Annotated in this window: 14 protein-coding genes and 2 pseudogenes; 7 read left to right on the forward strand and 9 right to left on the reverse strand. The window is 71.5% G+C overall.

What is annotated here, in order from left to right; all coding sequences use genetic code 11:
* Window positions 1-67: 67 nt before the first annotated feature.
* Together IE263_RS42060 and IE263_RS42065 are read right to left on the reverse strand one after the other, a co-directional pair.
* Entirely contained in the window at window positions 68-1,702 is a 1,635-nt protein-coding gene (locus IE263_RS42060) for a carbamoyltransferase family protein (RefSeq protein WP_189943395.1), read from the reverse strand.
* Window positions 1,703-1,749: 47 nt separating this feature from the next.
* Window positions 1,750-2,745: an NAD-dependent epimerase/dehydratase family protein gene (locus IE263_RS42065; RefSeq protein ID WP_189943396.1), complete on the reverse strand. Its 996-nt coding sequence runs from the start codon at window positions 2,743-2,745 to the stop codon at window positions 1,750-1,752.
* A 359-nt stretch (window positions 2,746-3,104) separates the two neighbouring features.
* Here IE263_RS42065 and IE263_RS42070 point away from each other — a divergent pair, with 359 nt between their 5' ends.
* Window positions 3,105-3,668, forward strand: coding sequence for a hemerythrin domain-containing protein (locus IE263_RS42070; protein ID WP_189943397.1), 564 nt, complete (start codon window positions 3,105-3,107; stop codon window positions 3,666-3,668).
* 455 nt (window positions 3,669-4,123) lie between these two features.
* The gene (locus IE263_RS42075) at window positions 4,124-5,389 is read left to right on the forward strand and encodes an MFS transporter (protein WP_229911467.1); all 1,266 of its coding nucleotides are present in this window, start codon (window positions 4,124-4,126) and stop codon (window positions 5,387-5,389) included.
* 153 nt (window positions 5,390-5,542) lie between these two features.
* On the opposite strand, the gene IE263_RS42080 is transcribed toward IE263_RS42075, so the two are convergent.
* The 3 genes from IE263_RS42080 to IE263_RS42090 form a co-directional block, all read right to left on the reverse strand.
* Complete coding sequence (locus tag IE263_RS42080) at window positions 5,543-6,067, reverse strand: hypothetical protein (RefSeq protein WP_189943399.1); 525 nt, start codon at window positions 6,065-6,067, stop codon at window positions 5,543-5,545.
* A gap of 233 nt (window positions 6,068-6,300) precedes the next feature.
* Window positions 6,301-6,879: a hypothetical protein gene (locus IE263_RS42085; protein WP_189943400.1), complete on the reverse strand. Its 579-nt coding sequence runs from the start codon at window positions 6,877-6,879 to the stop codon at window positions 6,301-6,303.
* 209 nt (window positions 6,880-7,088) lie between these two features.
* The gene (locus IE263_RS42090) at window positions 7,089-8,051 is read right to left on the reverse strand and encodes a helix-turn-helix transcriptional regulator (protein ID WP_189943401.1); all 963 of its coding nucleotides are present in this window, start codon (window positions 8,049-8,051) and stop codon (window positions 7,089-7,091) included.
* A 62-nt stretch (window positions 8,052-8,113) separates the two neighbouring features.
* On the opposite strand from IE263_RS42090, the gene IE263_RS42095 reads away from it, so the two are divergent.
* The gene (locus IE263_RS42095; RefSeq protein ID WP_189943402.1) at window positions 8,114-9,349 is read left to right on the forward strand and encodes an epoxide hydrolase family protein; all 1,236 of its coding nucleotides are present in this window, start codon (window positions 8,114-8,116) and stop codon (window positions 9,347-9,349) included.
* On the opposite strand, the gene IE263_RS42100 is transcribed toward IE263_RS42095, so the two are convergent.
* Both IE263_RS42100 and IE263_RS42105 read right to left on the reverse strand, forming a co-directional pair.
* A complete protein-coding gene (locus IE263_RS42100) occupies window positions 9,342-9,569 on the reverse strand; it encodes a hypothetical protein (protein WP_189943439.1) in 228 nt (75 codons plus the stop codon). The genes IE263_RS42095 and IE263_RS42100 overlap by 8 nt on opposite strands.
* Window positions 9,541-9,990 (reverse strand): hypothetical protein, encoded by a 450-nt coding sequence (locus IE263_RS42105; RefSeq protein ID WP_189943403.1) that lies wholly within the window; start codon window positions 9,988-9,990, stop codon window positions 9,541-9,543. The genes IE263_RS42100 and IE263_RS42105 overlap by 29 nt, the downstream gene beginning before the upstream one ends.
* 208 nt (window positions 9,991-10,198) lie before the next feature.
* On the opposite strand from IE263_RS42105, the gene gnd reads away from it, so the two are divergent.
* From gnd to IE263_RS42125, 4 genes and pseudogenes are all read left to right on the forward strand, one after another.
* The gene (gnd, locus tag IE263_RS42110) at window positions 10,199-11,641 is read left to right on the forward strand and encodes an NADP-dependent phosphogluconate dehydrogenase (RefSeq protein WP_189943404.1); all 1,443 of its coding nucleotides are present in this window, start codon (window positions 10,199-10,201) and stop codon (window positions 11,639-11,641) included.
* A gap of 63 nt (window positions 11,642-11,704) precedes the next feature.
* Entirely contained in the window at window positions 11,705-12,436 is a 732-nt protein-coding gene (locus IE263_RS49160) for a DinB/UmuC family translesion DNA polymerase (RefSeq protein WP_229911461.1), read from the forward strand.
* Window positions 12,437-12,684: 248 nt separating this feature from the next.
* A pseudogene (locus tag IE263_RS42120) lies at window positions 12,685-12,909 on the forward strand (transposase family protein); the annotation flags it as partial.
* 367 nt (window positions 12,910-13,276) lie between these two features.
* Window positions 13,277-14,469, forward strand: a protein-coding gene (locus tag IE263_RS42125; RefSeq protein WP_229911462.1) for an IS3 family transposase whose coding sequence is annotated in 2 segments (ribosomal slippage) — window positions 13,277-13,508 and window positions 13,508-14,469 — 1,194 coding nt in all. Because the reading frame shifts where the segments join, the coding sequence is not laid out codon by codon here.
* 79 nt (window positions 14,470-14,548) lie between these two features.
* Here IE263_RS42125 and IE263_RS42130 read toward each other — a convergent pair.
* Both IE263_RS42130 and IE263_RS42135 read right to left on the reverse strand, forming a co-directional pair.
* Window positions 14,549-14,956 (reverse strand): annotated as a pseudogene (locus IE263_RS42130) (transposase); the annotation flags it as partial.
* A 307-nt stretch (window positions 14,957-15,263) separates the two neighbouring features.
* Window positions 15,264-19,016, reverse strand: a complete 3,753-nt coding sequence (locus IE263_RS42135) for an nSTAND1 domain-containing NTPase (protein ID WP_189943406.1) — start codon at window positions 19,014-19,016, stop codon at window positions 15,264-15,266.
* Between the last annotated feature and the right edge of the window lie 51 nt (window positions 19,017-19,067).

Genomic DNA, 19,067 nt, shown 5'->3' on the forward strand with positions numbered 1-19,067 from the left:
GTCGGCTCGTCCGCCACGGCCGGGTCGTCTCCCATGGCCGGGCCGTCTCCCATGGCCGGGGTGCCCGTCATGCGAACACCTTCTTCCGCCGGATCGCGAACGGCCCGAGCGCGAGCAGATCCACGGGGGCGGACCCGAAGCACTCCAGGGCGTCGCGCGGATCGTCGACCATCGGCCGGCCGGCCGTGTTCAGGCTGGTGTTGACGACCACCGGCAGCCCCGTCCGCCGTTCGAAGCCGTCGATCATCCGTGCCACCAGCGGCTCGTCCGACCGGTCCACGGTCTGGATCCGGGCCGTGCCGTCCACATGGACGACGGCCGGGATCCGCTCCCGCCATGCGGTGGCGACCTCGTGCACGAACAGCATGTACGGGCTGGGCAGCGGCCCGTCGAACAGCTCCGCCGCCCGCTCCGCCAGCACCATGGGGGCGACCGGGCGGAACTCCTCCCGCCCCTTCACGGCGTTGAGGCGCTCCAGGTTCTCCGCGCGCCCGGGGTGGGCCAGCAGGGAGCGGTGGCCGAGCGCCCGGGGACCGTACTCGCTGCGGCCCTGGAACCAGGCCACGACGCCGTCCCCGGCCAACTCCTCCGCGACCGTCTCGGCGATGTCCTCGGGCTCCTCGTAGGGGACGGCCGCCCGCTCCAGCCAGGCGCGCAGCTCCGCGTCGCTCCAGCCGCGGCCCAGGGCGGCGGTCGGCATCGCCTGCACCGTCTCCTTCTGATGGGCGACGTGCAGGGCGGCACCCAGCGCCGTGCCCGCGTCCCCGGCCGCCGGCTGTACCCAGACACGCTCGAACGGACCTTGCCGGTACAGGCGGGTGTTGGCCACACAGTTGAGCGCCACCCCGCCGGCCAAGGTCAGCACGTCCTCACCGGTACGGTCGTGCAGCCACCGCACCAGCCCGAGCAGCACCTCCTCCAGACAGACCTGCGCGCTGGCGGCCACATCGGCGTGCTCCTGCGTCCAGGGGGCGCCCGCCGGACGCGGCGGCACCAGGGAGGCCCAGGGGACGGGACGGGCCCGGAAGCCGCCCTCGCCGTCCAGCCGGACGTACTCGCGCAGTCGGTCGAGGTGGCGGGGCCGGCCGTAGGAGGCGAGGGCCATCACCTTGAACTCGTCGCTGCTGCGCAGGAATCCGAGGTGCTGGGTGAGGTCCTCGTAGAACAGACCCATCGAGTCGGGCAGCGACTGCGAGCCCAGCACGGTGAGTTCACGGTTCGCGTAGCGGCCCGCGAGATGCGAGCCGCACTCGCCGCGCCCGTCGAGCACGAGCACCGCGCAGTCCGGGTGGGGAGAGGCCTGGCCGGCCGAGGCGGCGTGGGCGACGTGGTGGGCGACGAAGCGCACCTTGGCCGGGTCGAGTCCGGGCAGCGCCTCGGCGAGGAACTCCGGGGCGCGGCGCGCGTATTCCTGACGGAGGTGGTCCCAGGGGTCGTTCAGGCCCAACTGATCTGCGGGACGGGCGAGTTCGGGATCGTAGGAGTAGGCGACCGCGTCCAGCTCGGACGGGTCGAGGCCGGCCTGATCCAGGCACCAGCGGGCGGACAGCTCGGGCAGTTCCCAGGCGGAGAAGGGGACGGGTCGTTTGCCGTGCTTGCGACGGCTGAAGCGTTCCTCCTCCGTCGCTGCCACGATCCGGCCGTCCATGACGAGGGCGGCGGCGGGGTCGTGGAAAAGGGCGTTGATTCCCAGGACGCGCATACAGGGCCTCCGTGGCGGCGTGGGGGGAAGGCGTGGTGGAAGACGTCTCAGAGCGGCGGCGCCGGCTCGCGCGTGGGCTGCGTCGCGGCGAAGTAGGCGACCGTGTGCTTGATCCCCTCCTCCCAGGGCACCCTGGGCGCCCAGCCCAGCAGTTCCCGGGCCAGGCCGGTGTCCGGGCGGCGGCGCTGCGGATCGTCGACGGGGCGGTCGACGAACTCGATGCGTGAGGAGGACCCCGTCAGCTCCACCACCCGGCGGGCGATGTCCCGGACCGTGACCTCGTCGCTGCCGCCGATGTTGACGGGCCGCACCGAGTGGCTCGCGGCCACCAGCAGAACCCCGTCGACCGTGTCGTCCACGTAGCACAGCGACCGTGTCTGGCTGCCGTCGCCCGCCACCGTCAGCGGCTCTCCGGCGAGCGCCTGGCAGACGAAGGTGGGCACGGCCCGGCCGTCATGGGCGCGCATCCGCGGCCCGTACGTGTTGAACAGGCGTACGATCCCGGCGTCGGCGCCCCGGGCCCGCACATGGGCGGTGACCAGCGCCTCCGAGAACCGCTTGGCCTCGTCGTACACACTGCGCGGACCGACGGGATTGACGTTGCCCCAGTAGTCCTCCCGCTGCGGGTGCACCAGGGGATCGCCGTACACCTCGGACGTCGAGGCGAGCAGGAAACGGGCCCCGTCACGCTCCGCGACGGCCAGCATGTTGCGGGTGCCCAGGCTGCCCACGTCCAGTGTCTCCAGGGGCAGCCGCAGATAGTCGGCGGGGGAGGCGGGGCACGCGAAGTGCAGGACGAGGTCGTACGGCCCGACGAGGCGGTCCGGGCAGTCGGGCGCGGAGACGTCGCACTCGACGAACCGGAAGCCGGGGCGGCCCTCGAGGTGGGCGATGTTCCCGAGTGAACCCGACACCAGGTTGTCCGCGCAGTCGACTTCGGCACCCGAACCGAGCAGGCGTTCGCACAGGTGGCTGCCGAGGAAACCGGCGCCGCCGGTCACCACGGCACGACGCCAGGGCAGGCAGGAGGTGGCATCAGTCATGGGACGTCCTTCAGCCGTGCTCGGAAGCGCCGGACAGCGGGGGCGACGGCGTCCGGCGTGGCACGGGAGCGTTGTGGAGACAGTGAAGGAACAGGACGCACGGAGCGTGCCGATCGGCGGCACCCGTCCTGGCCGGCCGCCGTTGTCCCGACGGCACTGGCTCGGGGTTCCGAGTCAGTAGCTTTCACACGTTGATCCCTATTGTGCTCAAGCACCAGCGCGTCCGCGACTCCTGCCCCAAAGGCACCACACACACCCCGAACCCCGGGCGAAACCGGTGTCGGCCGCGCGCCGCGGGGCACTCGGGGCCGTGGCGGGTCCGACCGGAGCCGCCGTGCCCAGGGCTGGAGGTGGAGGAGATGGGTCATGGTGGGAACGTCATCGACGAGCTGGTGACCGATCACCGGGAGGTCGAGGAACTCTTCGGCAAGATCGAGGCACTGCCGTCCGGACACAAGGACCGCAAGCTGTACGCGGACCAGGTCACGATCGAGCTGGTCCGGCACTCGGTGGCCGAGGAGGCGTATCTCTACCCGGCCGTGCGCGAGCACGTGGCCGGCGGGGACGCCCTGGCCGACAAGGAGCTGGAGGACCACGCCAAGGCCGAACAGATCATGAAGGACCTCGAGGGCTGCGCGGCGGACGACGCCGAGTTCGACCGGCTGACCGGCATGCTGATGAGCGAGATCCGCGCCCATGTGGCCGACGAGGAGGGGAACCTCTTCCCCAGGTTGCGCGAGGCGTGTCCCGCGGACGCCCTCGACGACCTCGGCGACAAGGTCCGCCAGGCGAAGAAGACGGCGCCGACGCGTCCCCACCCGTCCGCCCCGGACCGACCGCCGGCCAACAAGCTGCTGGCACCGGGGGTCGGCATGGTCGACCGGATGCGTGACGCGCTGAGCGGACGGGGCAAGAAGAGCTGAGACCGGCTCCGCGGAGAAGGGCTGGGCCGGCGGCCATGGAACGCAGTCCATGGTCGCCCCGGTGAGGAGACTGAGACGGCCCTGGGGGCGATGCCGGGGGGCGGATCCGGCCGGCCGGTGGGCGGCCGGGCCCGAGGGCCTGTGATCAACCACACTCGACACAGCGAACACCCGATGAGCAGGGGCACTTGAGGGTTTCGGCGGCGGTGCGGCACGGCGCACCGCCGCCGCTTCCCCCGCCGCGTCTGTAACCATGGTCCGCGCCGTGACCGACTAGGTGGAGTGGCCGTGCAGCGCAGCCGCCGTTCCCCGGTTCCGCTGCCCCCTGTGACCGCTCGCCCCTCGGGTACCGCACTGTGTCTTCCGCACCCTCCCCTGCCCCGAACACCGCCTCCACCCCGCCGCTGACCGGCAGGGCGTCCCGCTCGCCATGGCGGTCCTTGAGGCACCGCAGCATGCGCTGGTGGTCCGTCGCGAACTTCGTCTCGAACGCCGGCACCTGGATGCAGCTCACGGTCCAGAACCTGCTCGTCCTCGAGATCACCGGCTCCGCCGCCGCGACCGGCCTGTCCATGTCCGTCCAGGCCGCTCCCGCCCTCTTCATGAGCCTGCTGGGCGGCGCGGCCGTCGACCGCTGGCCGCGCAAACTGACGGCCGCCGTCAGCCAGGCCCTCCTCGGCGCGGTCGCCTTCACCACGGCCGTGCTCGTCGCGCTGGACCAGCTCGACATGACGTCCCTCATGGTGCTGGCCGCCATCACCGGCACGATCGCCACCGTCGACGGACCGGCCTGTGCCCTGCTGGGCAACGACCTCGTGCCCATGGAGGACGTGCCCTCCGCGATCGGGGTCGGTGCGCTGGTCCACAACGCGGGCCGGCTCGTCGGCGCGGCGCTGGCGGGCGTGACGGTGGGCTTCCTCGGCACGGCCGCCGCGTACGCGGCCAACGGACTGTCGTTCCTCTTCGTGACCGCGGTCATCCCGTTCCTGCGGCCGGCGGCCCCCGCGGCGGGTCGTGCCGCGGGGGCCGCGAAGGCCGCCGTTCCACGGCAGCGCGATCGCCGCGCCGACATGACCGTTCGCGAGGGACTGCTCTTCTTCGCGCGCCGCCCCCGCCTGGTCGCGCTCGCGAGCATCACCGGCATCAGCAGCGTCTTCGGACGGAACTACGGGCTCACCCTCGCCGTACTCGTCACCGGACCGCTCGCGGGCGGGCCGGGAGCGTTCGGCACGGTCTCCACCGTCCTCGCCGTCGGCGGCATCCTCGGTGCGGTCCTGGGCGCCCGCCTGCGCAAGCCCTCCGTCCGCGCGGTGGGCGCCCTCGCGGCCGCGGGCGGGCTGCTGCAGATGGCGGCGGGCCTGTCCCCGTCCCTGGCCGTACTCCTGATCCTGGTCCTCCCCATGGCCGTAGTGGAGTCCGTCTCCGACACCGCCGGCACGGCCGTCCTCCAGACGGATCCGCCCGCCCACCTGCGAGGCCGAGTGCTCGGCGTATGGAGCAGCATCGGCACGGTATGGAGCCTCGGCGGCCCTCCGGCCCTCGGCCTCCTCATGGAACTGGCCGGCGCCCGCGGCGCCCTGGTGACCGGTGGTCTGGTCATCGCGGGCACGATCGGCGCGGGCTTCGTCCTGCGCAGGCGCCGGAACCTGGAGCCGGTGACGCTGCGGCCGAAGCCGGGCGAGGAGATGCCCGAGCGGGAAGCGCTGGGGACGGCTGCCTGAGGGCGCGTACGGGGGTGGGAACGGCTGTGAGGCGGTGGGGTGGCTGTGACGGTGGCCTTCCTCGGCCCCCATCCGTGGGGCCTTCCTCGGCCCCCCACCAGCGTCGGCTGTGACGGGGGCCTTCCTCGGCCCCCACCAGCGTCCGCCCGCCTCTCAGGCGATCAGTGCCTGCCCCGGTCCCAGGAGGTCCAGCAGCTGACGCTGGTGCAGTGCGGCCACCGGGGCGAGGAGGTCCGGGTGGCGGAGCAGCGCCGCGGCCTGACGGTCATGGGTGTCGGGGGTGAGCAGGCGGCGGAACTCCATCGGGATGCCGGTCGTGTGGTCGCCGCCGTCGAGGCCGGCCACGGCGAGGGCGGCCAGCTCCGGGTCGGTGAGGAGGCAGGCCGCCCAGCTGGCCACGACCTCGTCGACCCAGCTGCGCCAGGCCGCGTCGTCCGTGTCCGCGTCGTCCGTGTCCGCGCCGCTGATCCAGTCCAGCTTGGCCGAGCCGCCGGGGCCCGCCATGCCGACCAGGGCGGCGTCCATCACGGTCGGGTAGCGCAGCCACGCCGCGACGGTCACCGCCTGCCGCGCCTGCACCTCGCACAGGGCGGAGGCCAGCGCGCCACCGGAGGCCGGGTAGGCCCGCGTCAGCCACTGGGCGGTCGCCGCGATGAGGGGGGAGAGGTCTGCGCGCACTGAGAGCCGTCCGGGTTGCATACGAGAGCTGCGGGAGCAGGGGTCGTCGAAAACCGTAGCCCGCGGTCCCTGCGGGACGGTACGGCCGAAGCCCCGCAGGTCACGTGGCTTCGGCCACATGCGGCCACATGCGGCCACATGCGGCCACACGCGGCCGGACGTGGCCACTTTCCGGGCACCCGCCCGACGGGGTCAGTGGTGCCCCTACGGGGTCAGCGGTGCCCCGACGGGGGTCAGTGGTGCAGGAGGTACCGGGTGAGCAGGGACCGGGCCCGCTCCGGGCTGATCCCCAGCGCCGTGCCGACCGACTCCCACGACAGCTCGTCGTCCTGGACCGCCTGGGCCGCCTCCTGGCCGATGCCGGGGAGGAGACGCTCCACCGTGGCCACCGCTCTCAGAGCCGCCACCGGCGCGCGCTCCGCCAGGGTGGCCAGCTGGTCCTCCAGCCGGTCGATCAGGTCGGTGAGCTCGTCCGGGAGCGGTACGGTCCGGCGCTCGACGGACCGCAGGTGCTCGCACCAGTCGTGGTAGGCGAGAGTGGTGTCCAGGTCGTACAGCAGGCCGTCCGGCACCCGCTCCCAGTCGATCGGACGGGTCTCGCCGCGCCAGCCGCACGCGCACGCCGCACGGTAGCCGGTCGCTCTCGGACGGCGCATCGTCCCGTCGTACGCCCACCACTCGCTGGTCTCCAGCCCGCTGTCGGCGCCGCTGCCGAAGTCCATGTACACCGGCTTGGGCTCGCTGCCGTCGGCGAGGACCGCGCCGGCGATGCCCTCGTGGGACTCCCCGAACTCCCCACTCGTCCAACCCACGGATCTTCCCCCTTGCTTCAGAGCCTTCCCCCGGGCCGGGCCCGCCACCGCACGGCGACGTCCGCCCCGCAGGCGAGCATGCCCCGGCCCGCCCGCCCCCGAACGGCGGTTTCTCCTCAACACCGATCAGGCCATACCGCGCTCGCCGCAGGCCATACCGCGCCCGCCCGTCAGGGCGTGAACACCGCAAACCCCGCGCACACGGCCCTTCAATCCCCGCCCAGCGCCCCCAGACACCGTGCCGCCTGTCGGCGCAGCGCCTCCGCGAGTTCCGGTGGGGCCTGGGTGAGGGTGAAGTCGGCGTCCACGGAGGTGATCATCCAGGCCAGGTCACGGGGGTTGTCGGAGCCCAGGTGCAGCAGGCAGCTGTGATCGTCCACGGGCTCGATCACGCCCATGCCCGGCCAGACGCGGTCGGCGACCGCCTCGGCGGGCTCGTGCAGCGTGACGGTGGCCTGGAAGGGCCAGGTCCGTGACGAGAGCCGGTGGGCGAGGTAGGTCGCCACATCCCCGTCGGGGAGCTCCCGCGGGACGAACCGCGGGCCGGTCGGGGTGCGCGGAGCGATCCGGTCGACGCGGAAGGTCCGCCAGTCGGCGCGGTCGGTGTCCCAGGCGACCAGATACCAGCGGCGGTCGAAGCTCACCAGCGCGTGCGGCTCGGCCGAGCGGACGCGTGTGCCCTGCCGCGGGTCGGCGTAGTCGAAGCGCAGCCGCTCCCGCCGCCGGCACGCCTCGGCCACGGCCATCAGGGTGTCCGCCGAGACCTTGGGCCCGGGTGCCGTACCCGCCCGGACGGTGGCGGAGTGCAGGGTGCCGACCCGGTGCCGCAGCCGGGAGGGCAGCACCTGCTCCAGCTTGGTCAGGGCGCGCAGCGAGGCCTCCTCGAGGCCGGCCACCGATCCGTCGGCGGCGGTGCGCAGGCCCACCACCACGGCGACCGCCTCCTCGTCGTCGAGCAGCAACGGCGGCAGACTCGCCCCGGCGCCCAGCCGGTACCCGGCGGAACCCCGGGTGGCCTGCACGGGATAACCGAGCTCGCGCAGCCGCTCGACGTCCCGGCGCAGCGTGCGCCGGCTGACGCCCAGGCGCTCGGCCAGGTCGGCGCCGGACCGGTCGCCGTGGGTCTGCAACAGGGCGAGGAGCTTCAGCAGCCTTGCGGAGGTTTCCACCATGGCCCCAGGCTGCCGGAAGGTTAGGACCGGAACTGACCCAAGTGCTGCCTAGCGTCGTGCCCATGACCGAAAAAGCGACACCCGCGTCGACATCCGACGCGACGCCGGCCACCGATCTCCTCTCTCCCTTCCGCATCGACATTCCCCAGGAAAGCCTCGACGACCTCCACGCCCGCCTGGCCGCCACCCGCTGGCCGGACGAGCTGCCCGGGGTCGGCTGGAGCCGCGGCGTGCCGGTGGCCTACCTCAAGGATCTGGCCGCGTACTGGCGCACCGACTTCGACTGGCGGGCACAGGAGGCGGCGCTCAACGCACACCCGCAGTTCCTCACCACGATCGACGGACAGACCCTCCACTTCCTCCATGTGCGCTCCCCGGAGCCGGACGCGACCCCGCTGATGCTGCTGCACGGCTGGCCGGGCTCGGTCGTCGACTTCCTCGACGTCATCGGGCCCCTCTCCGATCCCCGTGCGCACGGTGGCGACCCGGCCGGCGCGTTTCACCTGGTCGTCCCGTCCCTGCCGGGATTCGGCTTCTCCACCCCGCTCGCCGGACCCGGCATGAACGCGGCCCGCATGGCCGCGCTCCTCACCCGCCTCATGTCCCGCCTGGGCTACGACCGTTACGGCGTCCAGGGCTACGACACCGGCTCATGGGTCGCCCCCGAGATGGGCCGGCAGGCCCCGGACGCCGTCCTCGGCGTCCACGTCAACGCCCTGCTCACCTTCCCCGTGGGCGCGGAGGGCGAGATGGACGGCCTCACCGAGGTCGAACAGCGGCGCTGGCAGGCCATGCAGGACGTCAACGACGGCTACCTGCAGTGCAACGCGAAACGCCCGCAGACGGTGGCGTACGGCCTCACCGACTCGCCCGTGGGCCAGCTCGCCTGGATCGTCGAGAAGTTCAAGGAACTCACCGCCCCGGAGGACGGCCTGCCCGAGGACAGCGTCAGCAGGGACCGCTTCCTCACGGACGTCTCCCTGTACTGGTTCACCGGCACCGCCGCCTCGGCCGCCCAGATCTACTACGAGGAAATCTCGGCGAAGGCCTGGGACGAGACCGCGGCTGAGGCCTGGGACGGGGGCCCGGCGGACGGCTGGAGCACCGGCCCCGGCGTCCCCACCGCCGTCCTCGTCTCCACCCGCGACGTGACCATCCGCCCCTGGGCCGAACGCGACCACCACGTCGTACGGTGGACCGAACTCGACCGTGGAGGCCACTTCCTCTCCCTGGAGGCGCCGGAGCTGCTCGTCGACGACGTCCGGGCGTTCTTCGGCGAGGTGAAGCCCCTCACCTGATCCCGGTCCCTCGGCCGAGAGCCGCCCGCTCCACACAGTGCCCGAGGTTCTCCGGGCCGGGCCGGAGCACACCGTCGCGCACCGCGAGGGCGCTGGCCACGGCACGGGAGGCGCAGCCCGTCTTCCTCAGCAGGTGCTCCATGCGGCTGTGCACGGTGACCCGCACGCGATCACGGACGTCCGGGTCGACCTCACGGTGTTCGACGGTCGGATCGTCCACGAGCGCTGAGGATCATGTACGGGGCCAGGCGCGTCTCCGCCGGCTGGGACGCGCCGTCGCCCTGCGGCGGGGCGAGCGGCAGGTCCAGGTCGGGTGCGGGGAAGCCGGCGCCGGTGAGCAGGTCCTGATAGCGGGGGAGGGACCGGTAGTGGCAGGCGGTGGTGACCGTGGTCCCGCTCAGCCGGCGCAGGGTGGTGGGGACGGTGTCGCCGTCGGCGTAGACGGCGCCCGGCTCGCCGTAGCGCAGGGTGGAGAACCGCGCGCCGGTCGCCTCGGGGTTGAGATCGGCGAGGACGAAGGGGGCGCCGGGGCGCACCACGCGGTGGATCTCGCCGGTGAGGGCGGCGAGCCGGGCCTCGTCGGGGTCGGTGCCGGTTCGGGTGACGCCGGCGCGACCGTGCGGACAGGTGTCGGAACTCATCCGGGAGAGAACTTCCATGCCGGTCCTCCGACGTGGACCAGGTCGACCGCCTCGCCGACGCGGTGTTCCAGCGGGTCCGATGCCAGGGGTGCCGAGAAAGGTGCCCCCTCTTCGGCTCGCCATCGAGAAGATCCGGCCCCTCGCCCGTACCAGGGGGCACGAGGGGCCGCCCGCCCCGACCGCGCCACCGATACAAGGGACGTACCTCATGAACGCAACCGCTGCCATCGGCGTCACCGGCCTCGGCGTGATGGGCCGCAACCTCGCGCGCAACTTCGCCCGCCATGGCTACACCGTCGCCGTCCACAACCGCAGCGTCGGCCGCACGCGCGCGCTCGTCGACGAGTTCGGGCACGAGGGCACGTTCGTCCCCGCCGAGTCGGCCGAGGAGTTCGTGGCCGCGCTGGAACGCCCCCGGCGGCTGATGATCATGGTGCAGGCGGGCGCGGTCACCGACGCCGTCATCGACGAGTTCGCCCCGCTCCTGGAGCCCGGCGACATGATCATCGACGGGGGCAACGCCCACTTCGCCGACACCCGCCGCCGCGAGGAGGCCCTGCGCCAGCGCGGCATCCACTTCGTCGGCACCGGCGTCTCCGGCGGCGAGGAGGGCGCCCTCAACGGGCCGTCGATCATGGTCGGCGGCTCGACCGAGTCGTACGACGTGCTCGGCCCGATGTTCGAGAGCATCAGCGCGCAGGTCGACGGCGAGCCCTGCGCCGCCCACGTCGGCACCGACGGGGCCGGGCACTTCGTGAAGATGGTCCACAACGGCATCGAGTACGCCGACATGCAGCTCATCGCCGAGGCGTACGACCTGCTGCGCCAGGTCGCCGGCTACACCCCCGCCGAGATCGCCGGGATCTTCCGCACCTGGAACGAGGGCCGCCTCGGCTCCTACCTCATCGAGATCACCGCCGAGGTCCTCGCCCACACCGACGCGGCCACCGGACGGCCGTTCGTGGACATCGTGGTCGACGCCGCCGGCCAGAAGGGCACCGGCCGCTGGACCGTGCAGACGGCCCTCGACCTGGGCTCCCCGGTCACCGCCATCGCCCAGGCCACCTTCGCCCGCGCCGCCTCCAGCCAGAGCGAGCTGCGCGCCGCCTACTCCGGACTGCCCGGCGGCACGGCCCCCGTGCTCAGCCGTACGGAGGCCGCCCGCTTCACCTCGCAGGTGGAACACGCCCTGTACGCCTCGAAGGTCATCGCCTACGACCAGGGCTGGAAGATGATCCAGGACGCGGCCGGCGAGTTCGGCTGGAAGATCGACCTGGGCGCGGTCGCCAGGATCTGGCGCGGTGGCTGCATCATCCGCGCCTCCTTCCTCGACCGCATCCGCACCGCGTACGCCGCCGACCCGGAGCTGGTCAGCCTGCTCGGTGAGATGGAGTTCGCCATGGAGATCACCGACGCCCAGGTGCCCTGGCGGGAGACCGTCGCCGCCGCCGCTCGCCGCGGCATCCCGGTCCCCGCGTTCTCCGCGGCCCTCGCCCACTACGACACCCTGCGCGCCGACCGTCTGCCGGCCGCCCTCCTCCAGGGCCAGCGGGACTTCTTCGGCGCCCACACCTACCGCCGTACCGACCGCCCCGGCGCCTTCCACACCCACTGGTCGGCGCCGGGCCGTCCGGAGACGGAGTCGGCCTGAGGAGCCCTGTCCGGCCCGCCCCCGACCGGGCGGGCCGGACCGTGGCAGGGTGCGCTGGACGTCGTGCTGGAGCGGGACTGCCTCGACCCGGCACAGCATCACCCTGCAGTTCTGGGACTCGCCGACCAGATCGGCCAACGCCTGCGCGGCGAAAGCCAGATCGCGAGCCGACTCACCCTCACAGTGCGGTACGCCGACCGCAGCTCCACCATGCGTACCCTCACCCTGCCGGAGCCCACCAACCACTCGCCCGCCCTCGCCACGGCTACGCTGAGCCTGCTGGCCGGTCTCGGATTGCAGCGAGCCAGCATACGCGCTTTCGTGATCCGCGCAGACAACCTGCTGTCAACTGGCAGGGCCTGTCGCCAGCTCTCTCTGGACCCCGGCGATGCCCGCGCCCGCGCGGCCGAAGCCGCCGCAGACCGCGCCGGTCGGCGCTTCGGGCCGGAGGCTATACGTCCAGCCGCTGTGGCGAACCGACCGCTTGTGCCAAGAACCCGGCGTATGGCCCGCTCGTCTGCCACTCTCTATTTCCGCAGGTCAGAGGACCATGTTTACTCACTGAACAACCTCGAGGTTGAATCCGGGTCGAATTCGGGCTGTAAGTATTGTGGTCCCCGTCCACTACCCGTGCGGCATATCCGGGCATTCCGGGTGTCAAATGTGGTCCCGTGCCGTTCTGTAGCAGACATCTTGGATGCTGATGCACTCGGAAGTACATGTAGGAGGTGTCTCCTTGCCGGCCGGCTCTGGCTGAACTTGAGCACCGATGGTGCGTCCTCCAGCGAGCCGTGACCTGGCCGGGATAGGTGACACTGCTCGCGCGGCATATCGAGACAGTTGCCGATGGCGCCCTCTCGGGTGTCATTGGACGCGCCGGACTGAACCCCTGTCGGCGGCGGCTGAAATCTGGTTCTGGATCACTTTCAGTGCCAGGGCCTCGGAGGGTCACTGAAACCGCGATCATGAACGGCCTCGCGCGGCGAGGAGGACCCGTTTGCGGAGCAGGTCGAAGTTGGCGCGACCGGGCATCTGGCGCTTCAGCATCCGCCGGCCCGTGGGTGACGACACCCCTCAGACGTCCGCCAGGCCATGACCTCACGCCGACCCAGCGATCCGTCAACCGCGCGCTTTCCGGGGCACGAGCACCCGTCGAGCGCGGCGTCGCGCGACTGAAGTCATGGCGGATCTTCCGCAGATCCCGGTGCAGTCCAAATCGAATGTCGTCAATCTCCGCCGCCGTCCTCACCCTGGAGCGGCACCGCTGAAAAGGCTCGTGCCCCGCGCCTGGGAGCCGACACGGGCGATCACGGTCGATGTCTGCTGCGCAGCGCGGTAGGTAGAACGCGCCGCACTCATCGGCCGAGATTCAGCTCTCTGCGCCTGATGCTGCCGTGGCGAACCGCTCACCCTTTTGCCCGAAGTGTTGCGTGGGTCGAGCCGATGGAGCGCCAGGTGGTTTCAACGGTGCCGCTTCCGACGCGGACCCGCAGCAGTGCTTGGACGTTCAGCATGGCGCCAGAGCTGTGGCGCGCGGTGCCGGTCTGCCGCCTGCTTGATCGGTAGGGCCGCGAACAGCTTCTGGTCGAGGCTGTTGCCGAGTGGTCTGCGCGCCTTCGTGAGCGTGGGGTGCGCATGGTCGCGGAGGTCCGCCCGAACTATCCGACCGAGTGGGCCGCGATGCAGGCGGTGGCCGCGAAGCTGGGCATCGGTGCGGCGGAAACGGTGCGGACCTGGGTCCGCAAGGCCGAAGTGGACACCGGCCGGCGGCCCGGGGTGACCTCGGACGAGGCCGCAGAGATCAAGCGGTTGCGGGCCGAGGTCGCAGAGTCGCGACGGGCGAACGAGATCCTCAAGGCGGCCTCAGCTTTCTTCGCGGCCGAGCTCGACCGGCCGTCGAAACGCTCGTAGCGTTCATTGACGCACACCGCCAGATGTTCGGAGTCGAGCCGATCTGCCGAGTCCTGACCAGCCACGGCCTGAAGATCGCAACGAGCACCTACTACGCCGCCAAGAACCGCGCCCCCAGCGCCCGGGCGGTCCGCGATGCGGAGCTGAAGGCGCAGATCAGCCGCGTCCACACGGATAACTTCAGCGTCTATGGGGTCCGAAAAGTCTGGCGGCAGCTGCACCGCGAAGACCTCCCCGTGGCTCGCTGCACCGTCGCCCGGCTGATGCGCGACCTGGGCCTGGAGGGCGCCCGGCGCGGGAAGAAGATCCGCACCACCGTCCGGGACGAAGGCCATGAGAGGGCCGCTGACCTGCTGCAGCGCGACTTCACCGCGTCGCGTCCTAACGAGCGGTGGGTGGCTGACTTCACCTACGTCGCCACCTGGTCCGGGATCGTCTACGTCGCGTTCGTCGTGGACCTGTTCTCCCGGGCGATCGTGGGCTGGTCCGCCGCCACCAGCAAGCGGGCCAAGCTCGTCCTCGACGCCCTCGACATGGCCTTGTGGCGCCGCGGCCGCGCCGGAACTCCCGCTGGGCCGGGGCTGGTTCATCATTCGGACGCGGGCAGCCAGTACACGTCTTTCGCGTTCACCGCGCACCTCCTCGACACCGGCATCGACGCCTCGATCGGCACCGTCGGCGACGCCCTGGACAACGCGCTCATGGAGTCCCAGATCGGCCTCTACAAGACGGAGTTGATCAGGCCCAGCAAGCCCTGGCACGGCCTCGCCGACGTGGAACTCGCCACCGCGGAATGGGTCGACTGGTTCAACAACCAGCGCCTCCACACAGCAATCGGAGACATCCCGCCCCACGAGCACGAGATCAACTACTACGCTCAACTCGAGCCCCAACCGGCGGCTGGAGTCAACGCATAGAGCCTCCACCGATCCCGGAGCGGTTCAGGGTCTCTCTCTTCCGCGCCCGCTCCATGCGGGCCGGGGCGGCCTTCAGTCACCGGTGGAACCCGGACCGGAAGACCTCAAGCACCCGACACGGCCGTTTGACGCCGAAGCGCCGCGATGATCCTCAACGAACTGGAAACGGCTCACCGGTTGGTCTCGCCGGCGAAATACTTCGCGGCCCTCCGCAGGATCTCCCGCTCGGTCTCCAGCTCCCGGATCCGGGCCCTGAGCTGGTTGTTTTCCTCTTCCAACACCCAGTCGGAGGATACCTGGACAGGCTTGAAGCCTGCCGGGGCGAGCCGACCTGCCCGGTCTGCCGCTCGCTGCGGACCCAGTTCCGCAGCGTCTCCTGGCTGATCCCCAGGTCCAGGTCCTTCGCGACCCCCTCGCACGTGTTCTTCGGCTCCGACAGGTACAGCGCGACGGCGTCCGCCCTGAACTCCGCCGAGGACACCTTCATCACTGTCCGTGACAACTCTTCCTCTGGACCCTCAAGGTCCAGTGCCCCAAGGTGTCCACGCTCAGAGGTAAAGGCCCATGCGACTGCCCAGATCGATCCGGACTCGAGGCTGTCCACCTGTCTAAGCAGGCGTAGGGGCCTGCGTCCTGGCCCCTACGCGGGGCTCTCCTCTGCCTGCTGCGGGAGGATCTGGTGCCGCTGCGCAGCCCCCGCCCGCCCGCCTGCGGGGCGCTTGGGCGCTTTCGGCTCCGGCCGCCGTCCCGGCTTTGAGAGCCGCGACGGCGCCTTCACACTGCTTCAGACTGCTTCACGGTGCATGGAGTGAGTCGCAGACCCGGCGATAGGGCTCCTCGGGTATGTACGTCTGCCACTGCGCCTCGTCGAGCTTGGTACCCGCCCGCGCACAGACCCGGAGAACCGCCCGGGACGGCTCGATGTTGTACCGCTGGAGCGGGACGTGTGCGCTGGCCGCGTAGAGCGTGCCGCTGTCCGGGCTGAACGCGAGGGTGCGGACCTCCCCGCCCGGGGTGGGCAGCGGACCGCCGAGGGGCTGCTGGGTCGCCGTGTCCCAGAGCTGAAGGGTGCCAGCAGTGCCCCCGACGGCCAGCGTGTGCCCGTCGGGACTCACCGCGAGGGCACTCACAGCCTCCGGTCCGTTGCCCAGAGAGGTGGGAAACACGTTGCGCAGCACACCGGTGCGGCGGCGAAGGTCCTCGTCCCACAGGGCTACCCGGCCGGTCCGGTCGCCTGCCGCGAGGCGTGAGCCGTCGGGGCTGAAGGCCAGGGCGCTGATGCGGTCTCCCTGTACGAGGTCACGCGGGCCGACGGACCCGGAAGGCAAGCGGACGAGCCGGCCGTCGCCGACCATCATGCGGCCGTCGGGGCGCAACGCCAGGTGGTCGCTGGCCAGGCCGGTGAGAGTCGTCGTGCGACGGCGCTGCGCCGTGTTCCAGACCTCATTGACGAGTGCTCCGCTCGGAAGCTTGCGGGTGGCATACAGGCTGCGGCCACCAGGTCCAAGGGTCAGTGCTGCAACGGCGGCAACCGGACGCGGCGGCACGAACCCGGGTGTGGACACCTCGAGCTCGGAGTGCGCTCTCAAGCGCTTCAGGTCCCAGACCGTGACCCGTTGCGGTGAGACCCGGCGACCCGGTGCCGAGACACCGTACGCGAAGGCGGTGCCTTCGGGACTGAAAGCCATCATCGGCTTCGTGTGCTGCGGGAGGACAGGCAGGGCGGGGTCGTCGGAGACGGGGAGAGGTGGAGACGGCAAGGGGAGCGGCGGCAGTTCGTAGCGGGTGTCGAGCAGTTGGAAACGGTAGGAGGTGCCGAAGCGCTGAGCGGTGGCGAGCATGCGGCCGTCGGGACTGAGCAGGGCCTCGTCCACGGGGCGTTCACGCCAGTCGGCGGTGACCGCGGCCGCGAGGTCGAGGGAATGGACGGTGCTGCCTTCGAGATAGCGCAGAACTGGACGGCGGGCGTCCCAGGCCAGACCGCAGCACAGGTGCTGGTTGTTCAGGGAGTACCGGAAGACCGGGGTGCTGGGGGCCGACAACCGCCACACTCTGATCTCCTCCTCGTCGGCGGTCGCCAGGAAGGCTCCGCCCCCGGCCTCGCTGAAGGCGGCGTAAGTGGCGCCAGGATGGTCGATCTCGGCGATCTGGCTCCCCTTCCCGGTGTCCCAGACGTGTACGGCATCCGCCGAGAGAGTCGCCAGCCTGCTTCCGCCGCCGAAGACGAGGGTGCCGCAGTCGTCGAGAACCCGCTCCCAAGCGCCGGGCACGGTACGCGGTCGCACGGTGTCCCAGACCTGCACGGGGCCGCCGCTTGCGCAGACGGCCACGAACCGTCCGTCGCGGCTCGATGTCATGTGCGCCGGACCGGCGGACCGGCTCTCCAAAATAGTGGTGCCGTCCGTGACCGAGAGCACGCGCACGCGGTCGCCGTCCGTCTCGGTCAGCAGAAAATCATCGCCGGCAGCGGCAATGCCCGGCAGGGCCGCGCCCGGACGGTGGCGTACGGTATCGGTCAGGCGGCCGGTTCTCCTGTCCCAGAGGCGGATACCACCGTCCCGGGCGACTGCGAGCACCCGGGCATCCGGCCCCACGGCGACGACGTCCCCCGTCGGCAGCCGACCCGAGCCGGTCCTGCGGTGCGCGGCCACGTCCCACGTCCGCCAGGTGCGACCGTCGATGCTGAGCAGCGTACGGCCGGAGTCCGCGAGGAAACGTTTGGGGCCGTCTCCTGGCGCGGGGTCGGTGAAGATGTCCAGTTCGGGCTGCGCCAGGGCGCCGAGCAGTGCCCTGCGGGACTCCGGCAGCGGCGAAATGCGCCAGGCGGCGACGCCGAGCAGCTGGGCGGTCCGCGGATCGGTCGTTCGCATCGCGTCGGCGACCGCGGCGACCCTGCGGGCCGCGGTGTCTGTTCGCTGCCGCTCGTTGTCGATGTGCTGTTGCCAGGCGACCATGCCGACCACGAGCGCGAGTGCCAGCACGCCGGAGAGCGCGGCGACCAGAAGCCGGACTCTGCGGGTGGTGCGCGCGGCGGCACGTCGCTCCGTCTCACGGGCGTCCGTCGAAGCACGCAGGAAAGCCTTCTCCTGGGTGGTCAGGCCGTCCGGTTCACCACGGCGCGCGAACAGTGTCTGCGCGGCGACCAGACGCCCGCCCCGCCATAACGCACCGGGGTCGCGGTCGTGCTCCACCCAGGCGCGGGCGGCCTCGGTCAGCCGCCGGTGGTGACGCAGCCGGTCCCGGTCCTCCTCGATCCATTCGCGCAGCCGGGGCCAGGAGGTGAGCAGCGCCTCGTGGGCCAGCTGGACGCCCTTCTCGTCCACGGTCAGTAAACGGGCACCGGCCAACCGCTCCACCACGGCGGGCACTTCGGGATTTGTGAACTCCTCCAGTTCGGCCCTCGTGAGAGGCCGCCTGGTGTCCGAGGTCCCCTGCCCCGGCTCGACCATCCGCAGCAGCAGCTGCCGGGCCGTACGGGCCTGCGCCGCGTCCAGCTTGCCGTACGCGTCCTCTCCGCTCGCGGCGATCGCGCCGTGCACACCTCCCGCCGCATCGTACGCGGCCAGCGTCAGCAGTCGGCCCTTGCGGCGTCGCCAGGTCTCCAGCAGTGCGTGCGACAGCATCGGCAGCCCACCGGGCTCGCCAAGGACGTCCTCGACGATCCGTGCCGTCAGTTCCCGCTCCACGAGAAGCCCGGCCGCCTGGGCCGGCTTGACGATCGTCTCGCGCAGTTCCTCCGCGCTCATGGGTCCCACCAGTAGCCCTGCGCCGGACAACGCGTCCGCCCGACCCGGGTGTTCGACACAGCGATGGTAGAAGTCGGCCCGCACAGCGATGATCACCCGCAACCGGCTCTGCGGATCGCGAGCCGCCAGCAGCAGGTCGAGGAAGCGGGTTCGCTCCTCTCGATCCCGGCACAAGGTGAACACCTCCTCGAACTGGTCCACCACGACCCAGCTCTCGGGCTCCCCCTCTGCGGGAGAGAGCAATCTTCCGTACATCGCGGCGGGCCGGTCCCCCGGCGTGAACAACCGCAGGGTGCCCTGGCCCTCGCCTTGTGCGATCGCCTCCCTCAGCCGCGGCAGCAATCCGGCCCGCAGCAATGAGGACTTGCCACTGCCCGAGGCCCCGAAGATCACCGTGAATCGATGCCCCCACACCAACTCCCACAGCTGTTCGACCAGTCGGTCCCGTCCGAAGAACAGCGCCTCGTCGTCCCCTTCGAACCGCGCCAGCCCCCGGTAGGGCGGCAGGGCATCCGGAGTGTCCGCTCGAACCGCGGCCGCCGCCTCGGCGGCCTCCTTCCACCGCCGCTCCCATTCCGCCGGGTCGGCGCCGCACGCCCGTGCATAGCCTTGGACGACAGCCAACGACGGAAGCCGTTCGCCACGTGCCGCCTCGGACAAGGTGGTGGCGGAGTACCCCGCCGACCGGGCCATCGTCCAGTACGCCGGGCGGCCGACGGCCTTCCGCAGCTCCCGGAGGTCGTAGGCAAACCGCTGTACGGGCCCGGCCTCCGGGTCCACAGGTCTTTCCGGACGCCCCACACTCGCACCCTCTTCCGCACGCATCCGTACCGTCAGGGAAAGGTGGCTGCG

The organism is Streptomyces aurantiogriseus, assembly GCF_014649375.1.
GTDB lineage: Bacteria > Actinomycetota > Actinomycetes > Streptomycetales > Streptomycetaceae > Streptomyces > Streptomyces aurantiogriseus.